1 protein-coding gene (only partly in view) is annotated in these 18,706 nt (G+C 69.3%); it reads right to left on the bottom strand.

The window, feature by feature from the left end; all coding sequences use genetic code 11:
* Positions 1–18,706: the 5' portion of a non-ribosomal peptide synthase/polyketide synthase gene (locus OG203_RS29900; RefSeq protein ID WP_405160577.1), read on the bottom strand. It extends 24,956 nt beyond the left edge of the window; only the first 18,706 of its 43,662 coding nucleotides appear in the window; its start codon is at positions 18,704–18,706; the stop codon falls past the left edge of the window.

Genomic DNA, 18,706 nt, shown 5'->3' with positions numbered 1-18,706 from the left:
CATACGGATTCGCCACGAACCGGTCGGCGGACAGCCCGGCGCGCGCGTGGTAGCCGCGGGCCAGCTGGATACCCGACAGATAGAGGTCACCCGCGACACCCACCGGAACGGGCCGGAGCTGGGCGTCCAGGATCAGCGACTGCATGCCGCGGGTCGGGCCACCGATGGTGACCAGATCGCCCGGCGTCAACGCGTCGCTGATGTTGGTCATGATCGTGGTCTCGGTCGGACCGTAACCGTTGTGGAAGCGCCGCCCCGAACCGTCCGGCGCGCCACCCCACTTGGTGACCAGGTCGGCCGGGACCGCCTCGCCGCCGGCCACGATCACCCGCATATCGGCCAGCGCGGCCGGGTCGAGCGAGGCGAGCACGGACGGGGTGATGAACGCGTGCGTGACCCGCTCGGCGCGGATCAGCTCGGCCAGCTCGTCGCCGCCGTACACACCGGGCGGGCAGACAACCAGGGTGCCGCCGCAGCCGATCGCCAGCAGGAACTCGAGGATCGACGCGTCGAAGCTCGGCGACGCGAAATGCAGTGCGCGCGTGCTCGAGTCGACGTCGTAGCGGGCGTTCTGCTCGTCCCGGAAGTTGGCGAGTCCGGCATGGGTGACCACGACGCCCTTGGGGACGCCGGTGGAACCGGAGGTGTAGATGACGTAGGCCGGGTGTTCCGGACGCACCGGCCGTACGCGCTCGGCGTCGGTGATCGCGGCCGCGTCGACAGCGGTCAGCTCCAGCTCGTCGAGGACGAGCCATTCGACCGAGTCCGGCAGGTCGGCCCGCACGGAGGTCACGGTCAGGCCGACCGGGGAGCCTGAGTCGGTGACCATGTGCGCGATGCGGTCGGCCGGATAGGTCGGGTCGATCGGCACGAAGGCCGCACCCGACTTGGCGACCGCCCACTCGGCGAAGTAGGAGTCGTCCGAGCGCGGCACGGCGACCGCGACCAGATCCTCGGTGCCGAGGCCACGCTCGATCAGCAAGCGGGCCAAGCGGTTCGAGCGTTCGTCCAGCTCGCCGTAGGACAGACTGCGCCCCTGGAACACGACCGCGGGTGCGGTCGGGTCGATGGCGGCGGCCTCGGCGATCAGGTCCGGCAGCGTCCGCGCGACCGTGGCCTGCGGGCCGGTGCGGGCGGTCAGGTCGGCCCGCTCCGCGGCGTCGAGGACGTCGATCTGACCGACCGCGATGGCCGGGTTCGCGGCAATGGCTTCGAGCACCCGTTGCCAGCGCTGCGCGATCTCCGCGGCGGTCGACTCGTCGAACAGCTCGGTGGCGTAGGTGAGCGCCAAAGCCATTCCGGCGGTGCCTGGTTCGCCCTGCTCCGACAGCGTGAACTGCAGGTCGAAGCGCGCGACGTTCTCCTCGAGATCGAGCGCCGACACCGAGAGCCCTGGCAGTTCGAGGGTGGTGCGGTCCAGGTTCTGGAACGCGAGCATCACCTGGAACAGCGGGTTGCGCGCCTGTGAGCGTTCCGGTGCGAGCAGTTCCACCAGTCGCTCGAACGGCACGTCGGCATTGCCGTAGGCGTCGAGGTCGGTGCGCCGCACCCGGTCGACCAGTTCGGTGAACGATTCGGCGGCGTCGATGCCGGTGCGCAGCACCAGCGTGTTGACGAACATGCCGACCAGGTCGTCGAGGGCCTGCTCGCCGCGACCTGCGATCGGCGTGCCGACCGCGATATCGTCCGCGCCGGACAGCCGCGACAGCAGCACCGTCAGTGCGCCGTGCAGCACCATGAACAGCGACGCACCGCGTTGCCGCGCAATGTCTTCCAGCGCGGCGATCAGGTCTGCGGGCAGCTCGCGGTGCAGCGTCGCGCCGCGGAACGAGGCGATCGCCGGACGCGGCCGGTCGGCGGGCAGGGTCAGCTCGTCCGGTACGCCGTCGAGGGCGTGCTGCCAGTGCGCCACCTGGCGCGCCATCAGCGAGTCCGGATCGTCTTCGGTACCAAGGACTTCGCGCTGCCAGACCGCGAAGTCGGCGTACTGCACGGCCAGCGGCGCCCAGCCGGGCGCGCTGTCCTGGGTGCGCGCCGAGTAGGCGAGCATCACGTCGCGGGTCAGCGGTCCCATCGAGAAGCCGTCGGCCGCGATGTGGTGCACGACGACGACGAGCACATGCTCGTTCGGACCCGCGCTGTAGAGCCTGGTGCGCAACGGAACCTGTTCGGCCACATCGAATCCGGTGGTGACGAAGTCGGTCACCACGGCGGTCAGTTCGGCCGGATCCACCTGCACCGGGTGCAGGTCGAGCGCGATCTGCTCGGCCGGCACGATCACCTGGACCGGGGTGCCACCGTGCTCCGGGTAGCGGGTGCGCAGCGATTCGTGCCTGCGCACCACGTCGGATACCGCGAGCCGCAGCGCGGCCACATCGAGCGCGCCGGTCAGGCGGATGGCGATCGGCAGGTTGTACGCGGCCGAGGAGGTGTCGTACTTGTTGAGGAACCACATGCGCTGCTGTGCGAACGACAGCGGCACCAGTTCGTCGGCCTTGCGCGGCCTGGCGACCAGCCTGGCCCGCGCGGCACCGTCGGCGTGCGATTCCACCCGCGCGGCAAGGGCGGCGACGGTGGGCGCCTCGAACAGCGCGCGCACCGCGACCGTGGTGCCGAGCGCGGCACCGATGCGGGAGACGACCCTGGTGGCGACGAGCGAGTTGCCGCCGAGGTCGAAGAAGTCGTCGTCGACGCCGACCCGTGGCAGGTCGAGCACCTCGGCGAACACCGCGGCCACGGTCTCCTGCACCGGGGTGACCGGTGCGCGGAAGGCGCGGGACTGCACGGCGGGCGCGGGCAGCGCGCGCCGATCGAGCTTTCCGTTGACCGTCAACGGAATCCATTCGAGCCGCACCAGCGCCGAGGGCACCATGAACGACGGCAGCCGCTCGGCGGCCCCGTCGCGGACGCGGTCGAGCACCGGGATGACGTCGGGCTCGGCGACCACGTAGGCCACGATCCGCTGATCGCCGGGCTGGTCCTCGCGCACGATGACCGCCGCCTGGGCGATGCCGGGCTGGGCCAGGATCGCGGACTCGATCTCGCCGAGTTCGATACGGAAGCCGCGGACCTTCACCTGATCGTCGGCGCGGCCGAGGTATTCGAGCTCGCCGAAGCGGTTCCAGCGCGCGAGGTCGCCGGAGCGGTACAGGCGCGAGCCCGCCGCATCGGAGCCGCCGAGCGGGTTGGCCACGAATCGGGTGGCGGACAGGTCGGGACGGCCGAGGTAGCCGCGGGCCAATTGTGGTCCGGCGACATACATTTCGCCCGCGACACCGACCGGCACCGGCCGCAGCCGGTCGTCGAGCACGTACACCCGCAGGCCCGCGATGGCCCGGCCGACCACGCTGCCGGAGGCGGCGGCGATGGTCGCGGCATCCAGCGCGCGGTAGGACACGTGCACCGTGGTCTCGGTGATGCCGTACATGTTGACCAGCAGTGGCGCCGAATCACCGTGGCGGGCAACCCAATCCGAGAGCCTGCGCAGTTCCAGGGCCTCACCGCCGAACACGACGTAGCGCAGGGCAAGCGGTGCGGCGTCGGGTGCGGCGTTGCGATCCGCTTCCGCCAGTTGGTAGAACGCGGACGGGGTCTGATTCAGGACCGTAACCCGTTCGGCACGCAGCAGTTCCAGGAACTGCTCGGGCGAACGCGAGGTGTAGTAGTCGACCACGACGAGGGTGCCGCCGAACAGCAGCGGGCCCCACAGCTCCCACACCGAGAAGTCGAAGGCGTAGGAGTGGAACAGCGTCCACACGTCGTCGGGGCCGAAGGTGAAGTCGCGATCGGTATTGGCGAACAGCCGCACCACATTCCGGTGCGCGACCGCGACACCCTTCGGGCGGCCGGTCGAACCGGAGGTGTAGATCACGTACGCGACGTGATCGGGCGAGAGCGCCGCGTTCCGGTCCGCGTCGGTGATCGGGGCGTCGTCGGCGTCCTCGATATTGCCGGTTTCCACGGCGAAGCCGTCCAGCACCACGCTCGGCAGGTCCACCGGCACCGTCACCTGGACCGTCGAATCCAGGATCACGCTGGTCGGCTGGGAATCCGCGAGCACGTAGGCGATGCGATCGGCCGGATAGGTCGGGTCGACCGGCACGTAGCCCGCACCGGTCTTCACCACCGCGACCAGCGCGACCACCAGGTCGAGCGAGCGCGGCAGGATCACCGCGACCAGCGACTCGGGCCCGGCACCGTCCGCGATCAGCCTGCGCGCCAGCACATTCGCGCGCCGGTCCAGCTCGGCGTAGGTCAGTGTTTCGACGCCGAAGCGGGCCGCGACGCGGTTCGGGTGCTCGGCGACGGCCGCGTCGAACACGGTGCCGAGGGTGGCGTCGGGCTCGCCGAAAACGCCGGCGCCGCCGTCCATTCCGGAGGACACCCAGCGCTGCGAGACATCGAGACGCTCGGACTCGCCGAGCAGGTCGATGTCGCCGACCGCGATCTCGGGATCCTCGGCGATGGTGTGCAGCACGCGCACCAGCCGGTCGGCGAACGAGGCCACCGTCTCCGGATCGAACAGCTCAGTGGCGTAGTTCCACGACATGGCCAGCGCGCCGTCGGCGGTCTCGCCGACGGTCAGCTGCACGTCGAACTTGGCGGTGCCCGGGTCGAATTCGACGACGTCGAGGTCGAGGCCGGGCAGCGCGACGGTGCCCATGTCGGCGGCCGAGGCCGCCTCGAAGGTCAGCGCGACCTGGAACAGCGGGTGATGTGCCTGCGAGCGGGCTGGGCTGAGCCTACCCACCCCGGCGGCTCCGCCACCTTGCCGCCCCCACAGGACATCGACGAGCCGCTCGAACGGCACGTCGGCATTGCCGAAGGCGGCCAGGTCGGTCCGGCGCACCTGCTCGAGCAGTTCGCTGAACCGCGCGGCGGGATCGACCTCGCTGCGCAGCACCAGCGTGTTGACGAACATGCCGACCAGGTCGTCGAGCGCGCGTTCGCCGCGTCCGGCGATCGGCGTTCCGATGGCGATATCGGTGCTGTTGGACAGCCTGCCCGCCCACGCGGCCAGCGCGGCGTGCACGACCATGAACAGCGTGACCCCGCGGCGGCGGGCCAGCTCGGCCAGCGCGGTGTGCAGTTCGGCATCGATCGAGAAGCCGTGCGTGCCACCGGCATTGGAAGCGATCTCCGGGCGCGGCCGGTCGGCGGGCAGTTCGATCTGATCGGGCAGATCGCGCAGTTGCTCGACCCAGTAGTCGAGCTGCTGAGCCGCGACCGATTCCGGATCGTGTTCGACGCCGAGCACGTCACGCTGCCACAGCGCGTAGTCGGCGTACTGCACCTCGAGCGGTGCCCAAGAAGGTGTCTCGCCGCGCGTGCGCTCGCTGTAGGCGACCACCACATCGCGCAGCAGCGGCCGCAGCGAGAAGCCGTCGGCGCTGATGTGGTGCATGACCAGCACCACGACGTGGTTGTGCTCGTCGAGGCTCAGCAGGCTGGCGCGGAACGCGATCTCGCGGGTCACGTCGAAGTGGAAGCTCGCCAATTCGACGATGCGCGCTGGCAATTCGGCCGCGGTCACCGGCTCGGCGGCTACCGCGAACGACAGCTCCGAGACGGGCAGGATGCGCTGGTAGCCGGTGCCTTCCACCTCGGGGTACACGGTGCGCAGCGCCTCGTGGCGGGCCAGCACGTCCGCGATCGCGACGTTGAGCGCCTCGATATCGAGATCGCCGGTGAGCCGGATGGCGACCGGGATGTTGTTGACCGCGGTGCGGTTGTCGAACCGGTTGAGGAACCACATCCGCTGCTGTGCCAGCGACAGCGGCACCAGGCCGGTGCGCTCCTGCGGCACCAGCGGTGCCCGGCCGCCTTGTCCGGCAGCCGATTCCACGCGCGCGGCGAGCGAGCCGACACTCGACGCCTCGAACAGCGCGCGCACCGGGATCTGCGTGTCGAGCGCCTCGCCGAGTCGGGCCGCCACCTGGGTGGCGACCAGGGAGTTACCGCCGAGTTCGAAGAAGTCGTCGTCCAGGCCGACCCGCTCGACACCGAGCACCTCGGCGAAGGTGTCGGCGACGATCTCCTGCACGGGGGTGCTCGGTGCGCGGAATGTCTTGGCCGCGAACGTCGGTTCGGGCAGCGCCCTGCGGTCGAGCTTGCCGGAGGGGTTCAGCGGGAACTCGTCGAGCTCCACGTAGGCCGAGGGCACCATGTACGCGGGCAGCTGCTCGCCGAGCGCGGCCTTGACCGACTCGACATCCAATGCCCGGTCCGGGTTTCCGACCACGTAGGCGACGAGTTGATCGCCGGTGCGCTCGTCGGTGCGCACCAGCACGACCGCCTGTGCCACGGATTCCAGTGCGGTGAGCGCGTTCTCGATCTCGCCGAGCTCGATGCGCAGACCGCGCAGCTTCACCTGGAAGTCGGTGCGGCCCAGGTATTCCAGCTCGCCGTCTTCGGTCCAGGAGACCAGGTCGCCGGTGCGGTACATGCGCTGGGCATCGCCGAACGGGTTAGCGATGAAGCGTTCGGTGGTCAGGTCAGGGCGCGCCACATACCCGTGCGCCAGCTGCGCGCCTGCCAGGTACAGCTCGCCGGGCACGCCGACCGGAACCGGCCGCAGCCGCGAATCCAGCACGTACACCTGGGTGTTGAACACCGGTGCGCCGATCGGCACCGAGCTGGTGTCGGCCTCGGTCACCTCGTGGAAGGTGACGTCGACGGCGGCCTCGGTCGGTCCGTACAGGTTGTGCAGCCTCGCTCCGGTCAGCGCGCGCAGGCGCTGCGCGGTGACGGCGGGCAGCGCCTCACCCGAGGCGAAAACATTGCGGAGACTGACGCATTCGCCCGCGCGCTCCTCGGCGACGAAGACCGAGAGCATCGACGGCACGAAATGCACTGTGCTGACGCGTTCTTCGATGATCAGTCGAGCCAGGTAGGCGGGATCGCGGTGGCCGTCCGGCTTGGCGACCACGAGACGGGCGCCGACCTGCAAGGGCCAGAAGAACTCCCACACCGACACGTCGAAGGTGGCGGGCGTCTTCTGCAGCACCACGTCGTAGGCGGCGAGGCCGTACTCCGCGTGCATCCAGACCAGGCGGTTGACGATGGCCGCGTGCGAGACCGCGACCCCCTTCGGGCGACCGGTCGAGCCGGACGTGAAGATCACGTAGGCGGTGTTGGCCGGGCGCAGCGGCTTGTGCCGGTCCGCGTCGGTCAGCGGCGCGTCCGAGAGCTCGGAGAGGTCGAGCTCGTCGATGCGCACCTGCCGTGAGGCCGTGGACGCCAGGTCGGTGCCGGAGGTCAGCACACACACCGGGCGCGCGGTCTCCAGGATGTAGTCGGTGCGCTCGGCCGGGTGATCCGGATCGAGCGGCACGTACGCGCCACCGGCGGCGTTCACCGCGTACATGCCGATGACGAGATCGATCGAGCGCCGCATACCAAGGGCGACATACGATTCCGGGCCGACGCCGTTCTTCTTCAGCCAGCGCGCCAGCCGGTGCACCCGCCCGGCGAACTCGGCGTAGGACAGACTTGTCCCCTCGAACGTCACCGCGTGCGCCTCTGGCGTCCGCGCGACCTGCGCCTCGAACAGCGACACCAGCGTCGCGGCGGCATCGCCGACCGGTGAGGTCAGCGCCGCGTCCACCGGGAATTCCGTGTCGTTCCACCGTTCGACGACCAGCTCGCGCTCGGCCACGTCCAGCAGCTCGATATCGCCGACCGCGGCGGTCGGTGCGGCGGCGACGCCACCGAGCACGCGAAGGAAGCGCTCGGCGAAGGTGTTCGCGAAGGCATTGTCGAAAAGGTCGGTGGCGTAGAGGAGTTCGGCGTCCATCGCCGCCTCGGTGCCCTGCACCTCGCTCAGCGTCAGCTGTAGGTCGAACTTCGCGGTCGGCTGGTCGATGCCGAGCTCGGACACCAGCAGACCGGGCAGCTCCAGCGACGCGCGGCCCAGGTTCTGGAACGACAGCATCACCTGGAACAGCGGATGCCGCGCCTGCGAACGGGCTGGGTTGAGCACCTCGACGAGGCGCTCGAACGGCACGTCGGCGTGCGCGAACGCCTGCAGGTCGCGCTCACGGACCTGCGCGAGCAGCTCGGTGAACGACGCGTCGGTGTCGACCTGCGCGCGCAACACCAAGGTGTTGACGAACATGCCGACCAGGTCGTCGAGGGCCTGCTCGCCACGACCCGCCACCGGGATGCCGATGGCGATGTCGTCGGAGCCGCTCAGCCGGGCAAGCAGTGCCGCGAAGGCGCTGTGCACCACCATGAACAGTGTGGTGCCGTGCTCGTGCGCGACCCGGTTCAGCGCGTCGATCAGCTCGGCGGGCACCCGGAACCGGTGTGTCCCCGCCTGATACGACGCGACGGCGGGCCGGGGACGCCCGGCCAGGCGCAGTTCGTCGGGTAGGCCGTTGAGCGCGTTGCGCCAGTAGTCGAGCTGCTCGGAGATCAGCGAGGTCGGATCGTCCTCGGAGCCGAGCGTTTTCCGCTGCCACAGCGCGAAATCCACGTACTGGACCGCGAGCGGCGGCCAGCCAGGCTCGGACGCCGAGGTGCGCGCCACGTAGGCGGTCATCAGGTCGCGGACCAGTGGCCGCATCGAGAAGCCGTCCGCCGCGATGTGATGCACCACGACAACCAGCACGTAATCCGCTGTGTTGCTCCCCGGGTCGCTGCGCTCCTGCCCGCCGGAACCGAGCTGGTAGGCGCGCAGCCGCACCGGCGGCTCGGCCGTCACGTCGAAGCCGCGCTCCACGAATTCGTAGAGGGCGCCGAGCAATTGGCCCTCGGCGACCGGGAAGACCTCCAGGTCCGGGATCGCCCTGGTCGCGGGCAGCACCCGCTGGTAGGCGACGCCGCCCTGCGACGGGTAGACGGTGCGCAGCGATTCGTGCCGCGCGACCACGTCGGCGACCGCGCCGCGCAGCGCGTCCAGGTCCAGCGCGCCCTCCAGCCGCACTGCGGCCGGAATGTTGTTGGCGGCCGAGTCGGCGTCGAAGCGGTTGAGGAACCACATCCGCTGCTGTGCCAGCGACAGCGGCGGGTGCTCGGGCCGCACCTGTGCCGTAAGCGCCTGGCGCGCACCGGTTCCCGCCCGCGACTCGACGCGGGCGGCCAGCGCGGCGACGGTCGGCGCCTCGAACAGCGCGCGCACGCCGACCTCGGTGTCCAGCGCGGCGCTGAGCCGCGCCACCACCTGGGTGGCCACCAGGGAGTTGCCGCCGAGCTCGAAGAAGTCGTCGTCGACGCCGACGCGCGGGAGCCCGAGCAGGTCGGCGAAGACCTCCGCCACGATCTCCTCGATCGGGGTGGCCGGCGCACGGAAACGCTTGGCCTCGAACACCGGAGCGGGCAGCGCCCTGCGATCGAGCTTGCCGCTGGCATTCACCGGGAAGGAGTCGAGCACGACCAGCGCGGCCGGAATCATGTAGGTGGGCAGCAGGTCGGCGAGCGCGGCCTTGACCGCGTCGGTGTCGACGACCGAATCCGATTCGGCGACAACGTAACCCACCAGCTGATCACCGGCGTGCGCGTCGGTCCGCACCACGACGACCGACTGCGCGACACCCGGCTGGGTCAGCAGCGCGGCCTCGATCTCGCCGAGCTCGATGCGCAGACCGCGCAGCTTCACCTGGAAGTCGGTGCGGCCCAAGTACTCCAGCTCACCATCGGCCGTCCAGGTGACGAGGTCACCGGTGCGGTACATCCGCGCGCCAGCGGCGTCGTACGGATTGGCGACGAATCGATCCGAGGTCAGATCCGCGCGACCGAGATAGCCGAGCGCGAGCTGATCGCCCGCGAGATAGAGCTCACCCGCGACACCCGGTGCGACGGGATGCAGCCTGGCGTCGAGCACGAAGACCCGGGTGTTCCACACCGGCCTGCCGATCGGCACCGAGACCGTATCCGCGTCCGTCACCGCGTGATACGTGACGTCGACCGCGGCCTCGGTCGGGCCGTACAGGTTGTGCAGGCTCGCGCCGGTCAGCTCACGCAGCCTGGTCGCGGTCTGTGCGGGCAACGCCTCACCGGAGGCGAACACCTGCCGCAACCGCGACGACGGGTACCCGTCCGCGTCACCGTTCTCGTTGCCGAGGGTCGACACGAACACCGACATCATCGACGGCACGAAATGCGCCGTGGTGATGCCCTGTTCGGCGATGAGCTGCGCCAGGTACACCGGGTCACGATGTCCGTCCGGCTTCGCGACGACCAGTCGCGCGCCGGTCTGCAAGGGCCAGAAGAACTCCCACACCGACACGTCGAAGGTGGCCGGTGTCTTCTGCAGCACGGCGTCGCCGGGCCCGATCGGGTACTCGTGCTGCATCCACAGCAGCCGGTTGACGATCGCGGCATGGCTGACCGCAACACCCTTCGGGCGGCCGGTCGACCCCGAGGTGAAGATGACGTAGGCGGTGTTGCCCGGCCGAAGCGGTTGCGTGCGTTCGGCATCCGTGATCGGCGCACCGCTCGAGGTGGCCATGCCTGGCACACCCTCGATACCCTCGATCGCGATGACCGAGACCTCACGCTGCAGGTCGATGCCGAACCCGTCCGCGGACCGGTACAGGATCATCCTCGGGCGCGCGGTGTCGACGATGTGGTTGATCCGGTCGGCAGGCTGATCCGGGTCGAGCGGCACGTACGCCGCACCCGTCTGCAGCACCGCGTACATCGCGATGACCAGCTCGTTGGAGCGGCGGATCGACAGTGCGACAAGCGATTCCGGTCCGACACCGGCCTTGATCAGCTGCCTGGCGATCCGGTTGGCCCGCACCTGCAGTTCACGGTAGGTGAGCCGCTCCTCGTCGAAGAGCAGCGCCACCGCGTCCGGCGTTGCCGCGGCCTGCGCGTCGAACAGCGAGACCAGCGTTTCGCCGGGCACCTGATGCCCGGTGTCGTTCCAGTCGACGAGCACCTGCGCGTGTTCTTCGGGCGCGAGCAGGTCGATATCGCCGATCGGCACGGTCGGGTCGGCGGTGACCGCCGCGAGCACGCGGTCGAATCGGCGCGCGAACGCCGCAACCGTGTCCTCGTCGAAAAGGTCCTCGGCGTAGGAGAATTCGGCCGACATACCGGCCGCGTCGCCCAGCTCGTCCTGCGTCTCCTGCAGGGTCAGCTGCAGGTCGAACTTGGCGAGGCGGGCGTCGTAGTCGACGCCGTTCACCGAGAGTCCTGGCAGCTCCAGGCTGGCCTGCCTGGTGTTCTGGAAGGTCAGCATCACCTGGAACAGCGGATGCCGCGCCTGCGAGCGGGCCGGGTTGAGCACCTCGACGAGCCGCTCGAACGGCACGTCCGCGTGCGCGAACGCGTGCAGGTCCGTCTCCCTGGCCTGCGCGAGCAGGTCCGCGAAGCTTGCCGCGCCGTCCACCTCGGTGCGCAGCACGAGCGTGTTGACGAACATGCCGATCAGGTCGTCCAGCGCGGCCTCACCGCGACCGGCCACCGGCGTGCCGATGGCGATGTCGCCGGTGCCACTGGCGCGGGCGAGCAGCACGGCCAGCGCGCTGTGCATGACCATGAACAGCGAGGCATTGTGCCTGCGGCCCAGATCGACCAGCGCGCGCTGGGTCTCGCCGGAGATCACGAACGGGTAGGTGCCGCCGCGATAGGACGCCGCCGCGGGCCGCGGCCGATCCGAGGGCAGCACCAATTCGTCGGGCAGATCGGCGAGTGCGCGGGTCCAGTACCGAATCTGGTTGGCGATCAACGAACTCGGGTCGTCCTCGGAGCCGAGTACCTCGCGCTGCCACAGCGCGTAGTCCGCGTACTGGACGGGAAGCGCCGACCAGGCCGGCGCCTCCCACGAGGTGCGGGCGGCGTAGGCCACCATCACGTCGCGGGCGAGCGGGCCCATCGACCAGCCGTCGGCGGAGATGTGGTGCACCACCATGCCGAGCACGTACTCGGTCTCGCTGATCTCGAAAAGCCTTGCGTGCAAGGGCACTTCGTTGGTCACGTCGAACGCCATCGAGGCGAGCTGGACCAGGTGGTCGATCAGGTTGTGCTCGGTCACCGGAATCGGCGTCAGGTCGGGCACGATCTGCGCCGCGTCCAGCACCACCTGCACGGGCCCGGTCTTGGTCTCCGGGAACACGGTGCGCAGCGACTCGTGCCGGTCGATCACGTCGATGACCGCGACCTGCAGCGCGGCCACGTCGAGGTCGCCGGACAGCCGGATGGCGACCGGGATGTTGTTGACCGCCGACGCGGTATCGAACCGGTTGAGGAACCACATCCGTTGCTGCGCAAGCGAAAGCGGCACTTCCTCGGGACGGACGCGAGCCACCAGCGCCTTGCGGGCACCGTCACCGGCGTGCGACTCCACCCTGGCCGCGAGCGCGGCGACGGTAGAGGCCTCGAACAGCATGCGCACCGGAACCCTGGTATCGAGCGCGATACCGAGGCGCGAGGCGACCTGGGTCGCGATCAGCGAGTTGCCGCCGAGTTCGAAGAAGTCGTCGTCGACGCCGACCCGGTTGACCCCGAGCACCTCGCCGAAGATCTGCGCGACGATCTCCTCGATCGGCGTTGTCGGCGCACGGAATTCGCGCACCTCGAACACCGGCGCGGGCAGCGCCTTGCGGTCCAGCTTGCCGGACGGGTTGAGCGGGAACGCCTCGAGCACCACGACCGCCGACGGCACCATGTAGGCGGGCAGCGTGCGATGCAGGGCGTTCTTGATGTTGTCGATGTCGACCGGGCCCGCCGGGGTCACCACATAGGAGACGAGCTGATCGCCCGCGACGGTGTCGAGGACGAGCACGACCGCCTGGGTGACGGCCGGGTGGTCGAGCAGCGCGGCCTCGATCTCGCCGAGCTCGATGCGCTGGCCACGGAACTTCACCTGGAAGTCGGTGCGGCCGATGTACTCCAGCACGCCGGCGGCGCCGACCTCGGGGTCGTGCGGCTCGACCCAGCGGACCAGGTCGCCGGTGCGGTAGAGGCGGGTGCCCGGCGCGCCGAACGGGTTGGCGACGAAACGTTCCGCGCTCAGGTCCGGGCGGCCGTGGTAACCGCGGGCGGTCTGCACGCCGCCCATGTACAGCTCGCCGGGAACGCCGACGGGGACCGGGTCGAGACCCTCGTCGAGCACGTAGGCCTGCGCGTTCCACACCGGGCGCCCGATCGGCACCGAGGTGGGTGCGACCTCGTTGAGGTGCCAGGCGGTGGCGTGCACGGTGAATTCGGTTGGCCCGTACAGGTTGTGCATCGCGGCGGTCGAGAACTGCCGGAACGCGGCGACGGTGGCCGGCGGCAGTGCCTCACCGGCGACGAGAACCGCACGCAGCGAAGCACATTCGGCGGTAGACGCGGCTCCGGCGAATACCGAGAGCATCGACGGCACGAACGAGGTCATGGTGACCTGGTGCCGTCCGATGATCTCCGAGAGGTACATCGGATCGCGGTGCCCGTCGGGCGCGGCGATGAGCATCCTGGCACCAACGGTCAAGGTGCCGAACAACTCCCACACCGACACGTCGAAGGTGACCGGCGTCTTCTGCAGCACCACATCGGCCGGGCCGATGCGGTATTCGCCGGTGATCCAGGCGACCTGGTTGAGCACGCTGGCGTGACTGACCGCCACGCCCTTCGGCCGTCCGGTGGAGCCGGAGGTGTAGAGCACGTACGCGGTGTTCGCCGGGCGCAGCGGTGCGCGGCGTTCGGCGTCGGTGACCGGCTCGTCGCCGAATTCGCTCAAATCCAGTGTGTCGACGGCGATCACGGGGCAGTCGTCGGACTTGACGTCGTCGGACAGGGTGGTCAGCACGCACACCGGCGCCGAGTTCGCCAGCACGTAATCGGTGCGTTCGGCCGGATGGTCGGGGTCGATCGGCACGTAGCCGCCGCCAGCGGTCATGGTGGCGTAGATGGCGATCAGCATGTCCACCGAGCGGCGGATGCCGACGGCGACCAACGATTCCGGGCCGACGCCCTCGGCGATCAGCTTGCGCGCCAAGCGATTCACGCGTGCCGAGAATTCGGCATAGCTCAGCTGTACCTGCGGGCCGAATTCGCCCGCGCTGCGGGTGCCGCCGTCGAACAGGACGGCGATGTCGTCGGGCCGCAGCCGCACCTGTTCCTGGAACAGGTCGAGGATGGTCGCGGCGGGCAGCTCGTGGGTGGTTTGGTTCCAGCCGGTGAGGACGAGTGTGCGTTCGTCGTCATCGAGGATGTCGATGTCGCGGATCGCGGTCTGTGGTGTGGTGACCGCGGTTTCGAGGACGCGCAGGTAGCGGCGGCCGAATTCGGCGACGGTCGCGGCGTCGAACAGATCGGTGGCGAAGGAGACCACCGCGGCCATGCCCGCTGGTTCGCCTTGGGCGCCACGCTCTTCGGTGACGGTCCACTGCAGGTCGAACTTGGCGATGTCGACGTCGAGTTCGTCGGCGGTGACCGACAGGCCCGGCAATTCCAGTGTCGCGTGCGACATTTCCTGGAACGACAGCATCACCTGGAACAGCGGGTGGCGTGCTTGGGAGCGGGTCGGGTTGAGCACCTCGACGAGACGTTCGAACGGCACGTCGGCGAAGGCGAACGCGGCCAGGTCGGTTTCCCTGGTGCGGGTGAGGAACTCGGTGAACGGCTCGCTGCCGTCGACCTCCGAGCGCAGCACCAGGGTGTTGACGAACATGCCGATCAGGTCGTCGAGTGCCTGTTCGCCACGCCCGGCGACCGGGGTGCCGATGGCGATGTCGTTGGTGCCGGACAGGCGGGCGAGCAGCACGGCCAGCGAGGCGTGCATGACCATGAACAGGCTGACGCCCTGGGCCCGCGCCAACGCCGAAAGCCGCTGGTGCAGTTCGGCATCGATGTCGAAGCTGACCCGGCCGCCGGTGAAGCTCTGCACCGGCGGGCGCGGGCGATCCGCGGGCAGGTCGAGCTGATCGGGCAGCCCGGCCAATGCCCTACGCCAGTAGGCGATTTCGCGGGCCGCCATCGAACCGGGGTCGGCTTCGGCGCCGAGCAGCTCGCGCTGCCAGACGCTGAAGTCCTGGTACTGCACCGGCAGCGGCGCCCAGCTGGGTGCCTGCCCCGCGGCACGCGCGAGGTAGGCGGCGGCGACGTCGCGGGCCAGCGGACCGAACGAGAAGCCGTCCGCGGCGATGTGATGCACGACGAACGCGACCGCGTAATCGGCGGTGCCGTTGTCGTTGCCGCCGGTCACCGCGTAGACCCGGACCCGGATCGGCAGCTCGCGCGAGACATCGAACCCGGTGGACGCGAACGCGGTCAACACAGCGTGCAGTTCGGCTTCGTCGATCGGCTCGATCGCGATACCGAGATCGACCTGGTCGACCGGGAGCACCTGCTGGTAGCCGCCGTCGCCGGACTCGGGGAAGATCGTGCGCAGCGATTGCTGGCGCGCGACCACATCGGTAAGCGCGTCCTGCAACGCGTCGAGGTCGACCTGTCCGCGCAACCGCACCACGAACGGAAGGTTGTAGGCGGGCACGGTCGAGTCGAACTGGTTGATGAACCACATCCGCTGCTGCGACAGCGACAGCGGCACCCGTTCGGGCAGCTGCTGGGCCACCAGCGGCGGCCTGGCCCCCTCGGCCGGGCTCGCGTTCTCCGCGCGCGCGGCGATTCCGGCCACGGTCGGGGACTCGAACAGCGCGCGCACCCCGATCTGGGTGCCGAACGCCACGCCGATCCGCGCGACCACCTGGGTCGCTACCAGGGAGTTACCGCCGAGGTCGAAGAAGTTGTCGTCGATACCGATGCGGTCCTGGCTCAGTACATCGGCGAAGATCCCGGCCACGATCTGCTCGGCCTGGGTACGCGGGGCACGGAAGCTCGTCGCGTCCACGCTGAACACCGGCTCCGGCAAGGCCTTTCGGTCCAGCTTGCCGGAGGTGTTGAGCGGGAAGGCGTCCAGCACCATGATCGAGGCGGGCACCATGTAGTTCGGCAGCTTCTCGGCCGCGAACCTGGTCAACTCGGTCGGATCGACCGAATGGCCCGGCGCGGGAACCACATACGCCACCAGCTGCTGACCGGTGGCGGTGTCCATCACCAGCACCACAGCCTGGCTGACCGCGGGGTGGGCGAGCAGATCGGTCTCGATCTCGCCGAGCTCGATGCGCTGACCGCGGAACTTCACCTGGAAGTCGGTGCGGCCGATGTATTCCAGCGTGCCCGCGTCGTTCCAGCGCACCAGGTCACCGGTGCGGTACATGCGTTCGCCGTTGTCCGACAACGGGTTCGCGACGAAACGATCCGCGCTCAGATCCGGGCGGCCGCGATAGCCGCGGGCCAGCTGACGGCCACCGAGGTAGAGCTCACCCGGTGCGCCGATCGCGGCCGGTCGCAGCCGCGAATCCAGCACGTAGACCGCGACATTCCACTCCGGGATACCGATCGGCACAGTCACCGTGTCGGCGGCGGTCGCCTCCCAATAGGTCACCGAGACCGCGGCCTCGGTGGGGCCGTACAGGTTGTGCAGACCGGCGGTGGTGATCGCGCGGAAACCGGCGGCGGTCTCCGGCGGCAGCGCCTCACCGATCACGAAAACGGCACGCAGCGTGGCACATTGGGCCTGGGTCGCATGCGAGACGAACACCGTCAGCATGGACGGCACGAAGTCGGTCACGGTGACCCCGTGCCGCTCGATCATGTCCGCGACATACAACGGATCACGGTGCCCGTCGGGCGCGGCGATGACCAGCTTCGCGCCGACCAGCAGCGGCAGGAAATAACCCCACAGCGACACATCGAACGTGGTCGCGGTCTTCTGCAGATACACGTCGTCCGCGGTGAGCCGGTACTCGTCGAGCATCCACAGCTGCTGGTTGACGATCGCGTGATGAGTGACCGCGACACCCTTGGGGCGTCCGGTCGAACCCGAGGTGTAGATGACGTAGGCGGTGTTGTCCGGCCGCAGCGGCGCGACCCGATCCGCGTCGGTCACCGGATCGGCGGAGTACGCCGACACGTCCAGGGTGTCGATACGCACCTGCCGCACCGACTCCGGCAGTTCCAGCTCATCGGCCGACAACGTCAACACACAGACCGGTGCCGCGCTGTCGAGGATGTAGGCGGTGCGATCGGCCGGATGATCCGGATCGATCGGCACATACGCGCCACCGGCCTTCAGCACCGCGTGCATGCCGATGACCAGCTCCAACGACCGCCGCATACCCAGCGCGACAAGCGATTCCGGGCCGACACCGTCCGCGATCAAGTACCGGGCCAGCCGGTTGACCCGCGCGTCGAACTCCGCGTAGGTAAGAGTCGCACCCTCGAAATCGAGCGCGATATTGTTCGGCGACAACGACATCTGCGCATCGAGCAGCGCCGACAGGGTGGTGTCTGGCACGTCCTGGTCGGAGTCGTTCCACTCCAGCAGCGTGCGCTCACGCTCGGCTGCCGTCGTGACGTCGAGCGCCCAGATCGCGGCGTCGTCCTCGGCCGCGAGGAACCGGTCGAAGAACTCGAGGAAGCGCGAATGATGGCGCTGCGCTTCGTCCTCGGTGTAGAGGTTCGGGTTGGTCTCGAAGTCGATGTGCGAGCGGGTGCCGGCGACCGACTGGTAGAAGTTGACGCCGAGATCCTCGATGCTGCCGGTGGACAGCACGTGCAGCTGGCCGACCATCGGGCCCATCACCAGCTCGTCGTGGAACAGCATGATGTTGACCCACGGGCCGAAGAACTCGGTGGTCACCACGCCGTCACCGGCCGCGTCGCGGCGGATGTCCTCGTGCCGGTACCGCTGGTGCCGCAGCGCGCCGGACACCTCGACCGTCACCTGCTTGAGCAGTTCGCTGACGGTCGTGCCGTGGCCGACGTGCAGCCGCAGCGGCACGATGTTCGACGAGACACCGCCCGAGCGACGCATCGCCGCGGTGGTGCGCGCGGTCACCGGCAGGCTCAGGATGACGTCCTCGACGCCGTTCCACTGCGCCAGATAACCCGCGAACGCGGCGAGCAGCAACCCGGCGGGCGACGAATCATGGCGCCGCACAGCCGTATCCAGCAGCGTGTTCTGATCGTCGGACAGTGCCGCGCTCGCGATCCCATTGATCGCGGCCGGCGGGGCGGACCGGCCGGTCAGGCTGGTGCCCTCCTCCAGCCCGGCGACCCGCTCGGCCCAGTACTCCTTGTCGGTGCCGAAGCGCTTGCTCTCGCGGTAGGAGATTTCCTGCTCGTAGAGCGTGTGCAGGTCGGTGGCCTTGGACACGGCGGGTTCGGTGCCGGTGGCGTACGAGGTGTACAGCTCGGCGATCCGGTTCAGGTTGGTCATCGCGCCGAAGCCGTCGAGCGCGATGTGGTGTGCCCGCGAGTACCAGTACCAGTGGTCGTCGGCCAGTTGCAGCGCGGCGATCGTGATCAGGCGGTCGGTCGTCAGATCGATCGGGCGGCTGTACTCGGCGCGCATCCACGCCATCGCGGCCGCGGCCGGATCGGCCTCGGCGCGCAGGTCTACATAGGTGACCTTGTCGTAGTCGGCGATGCTGTGATCGATGAACTGCAACGGCTCGCCGTCGCGTTCGATGATGCGCAGGAAGCCCGAACCGAGCTCGTGCGAGGCGTCGATGCTCGCCTGTTCCAGTACCTCGACATCGAGCTCACCGTGCAGGTCGACGTACTGCGCGATGTTGACCGGCACCTGCGGGTCGACATGCTGCGCGTACCAGATGCCCAGCTGCGCAGGAGACAGCGGGAAGTAGTCCGAACCAGCGTGCGCCCGTTCGCCACCAGCTTCGCCGTTTCCGCCGAAATCCAGCCGGTCCAA

This window comes from Nocardia sp. NBC_01499 (genome assembly GCF_045040275.1).
Lineage (GTDB): Bacteria > Actinomycetota > Actinomycetes > Mycobacteriales > Mycobacteriaceae > Nocardia.
The sequence above is the reverse complement of the archived record's forward strand: the minus strand, read 5'-3'. Positions and strand labels throughout refer to the sequence as shown.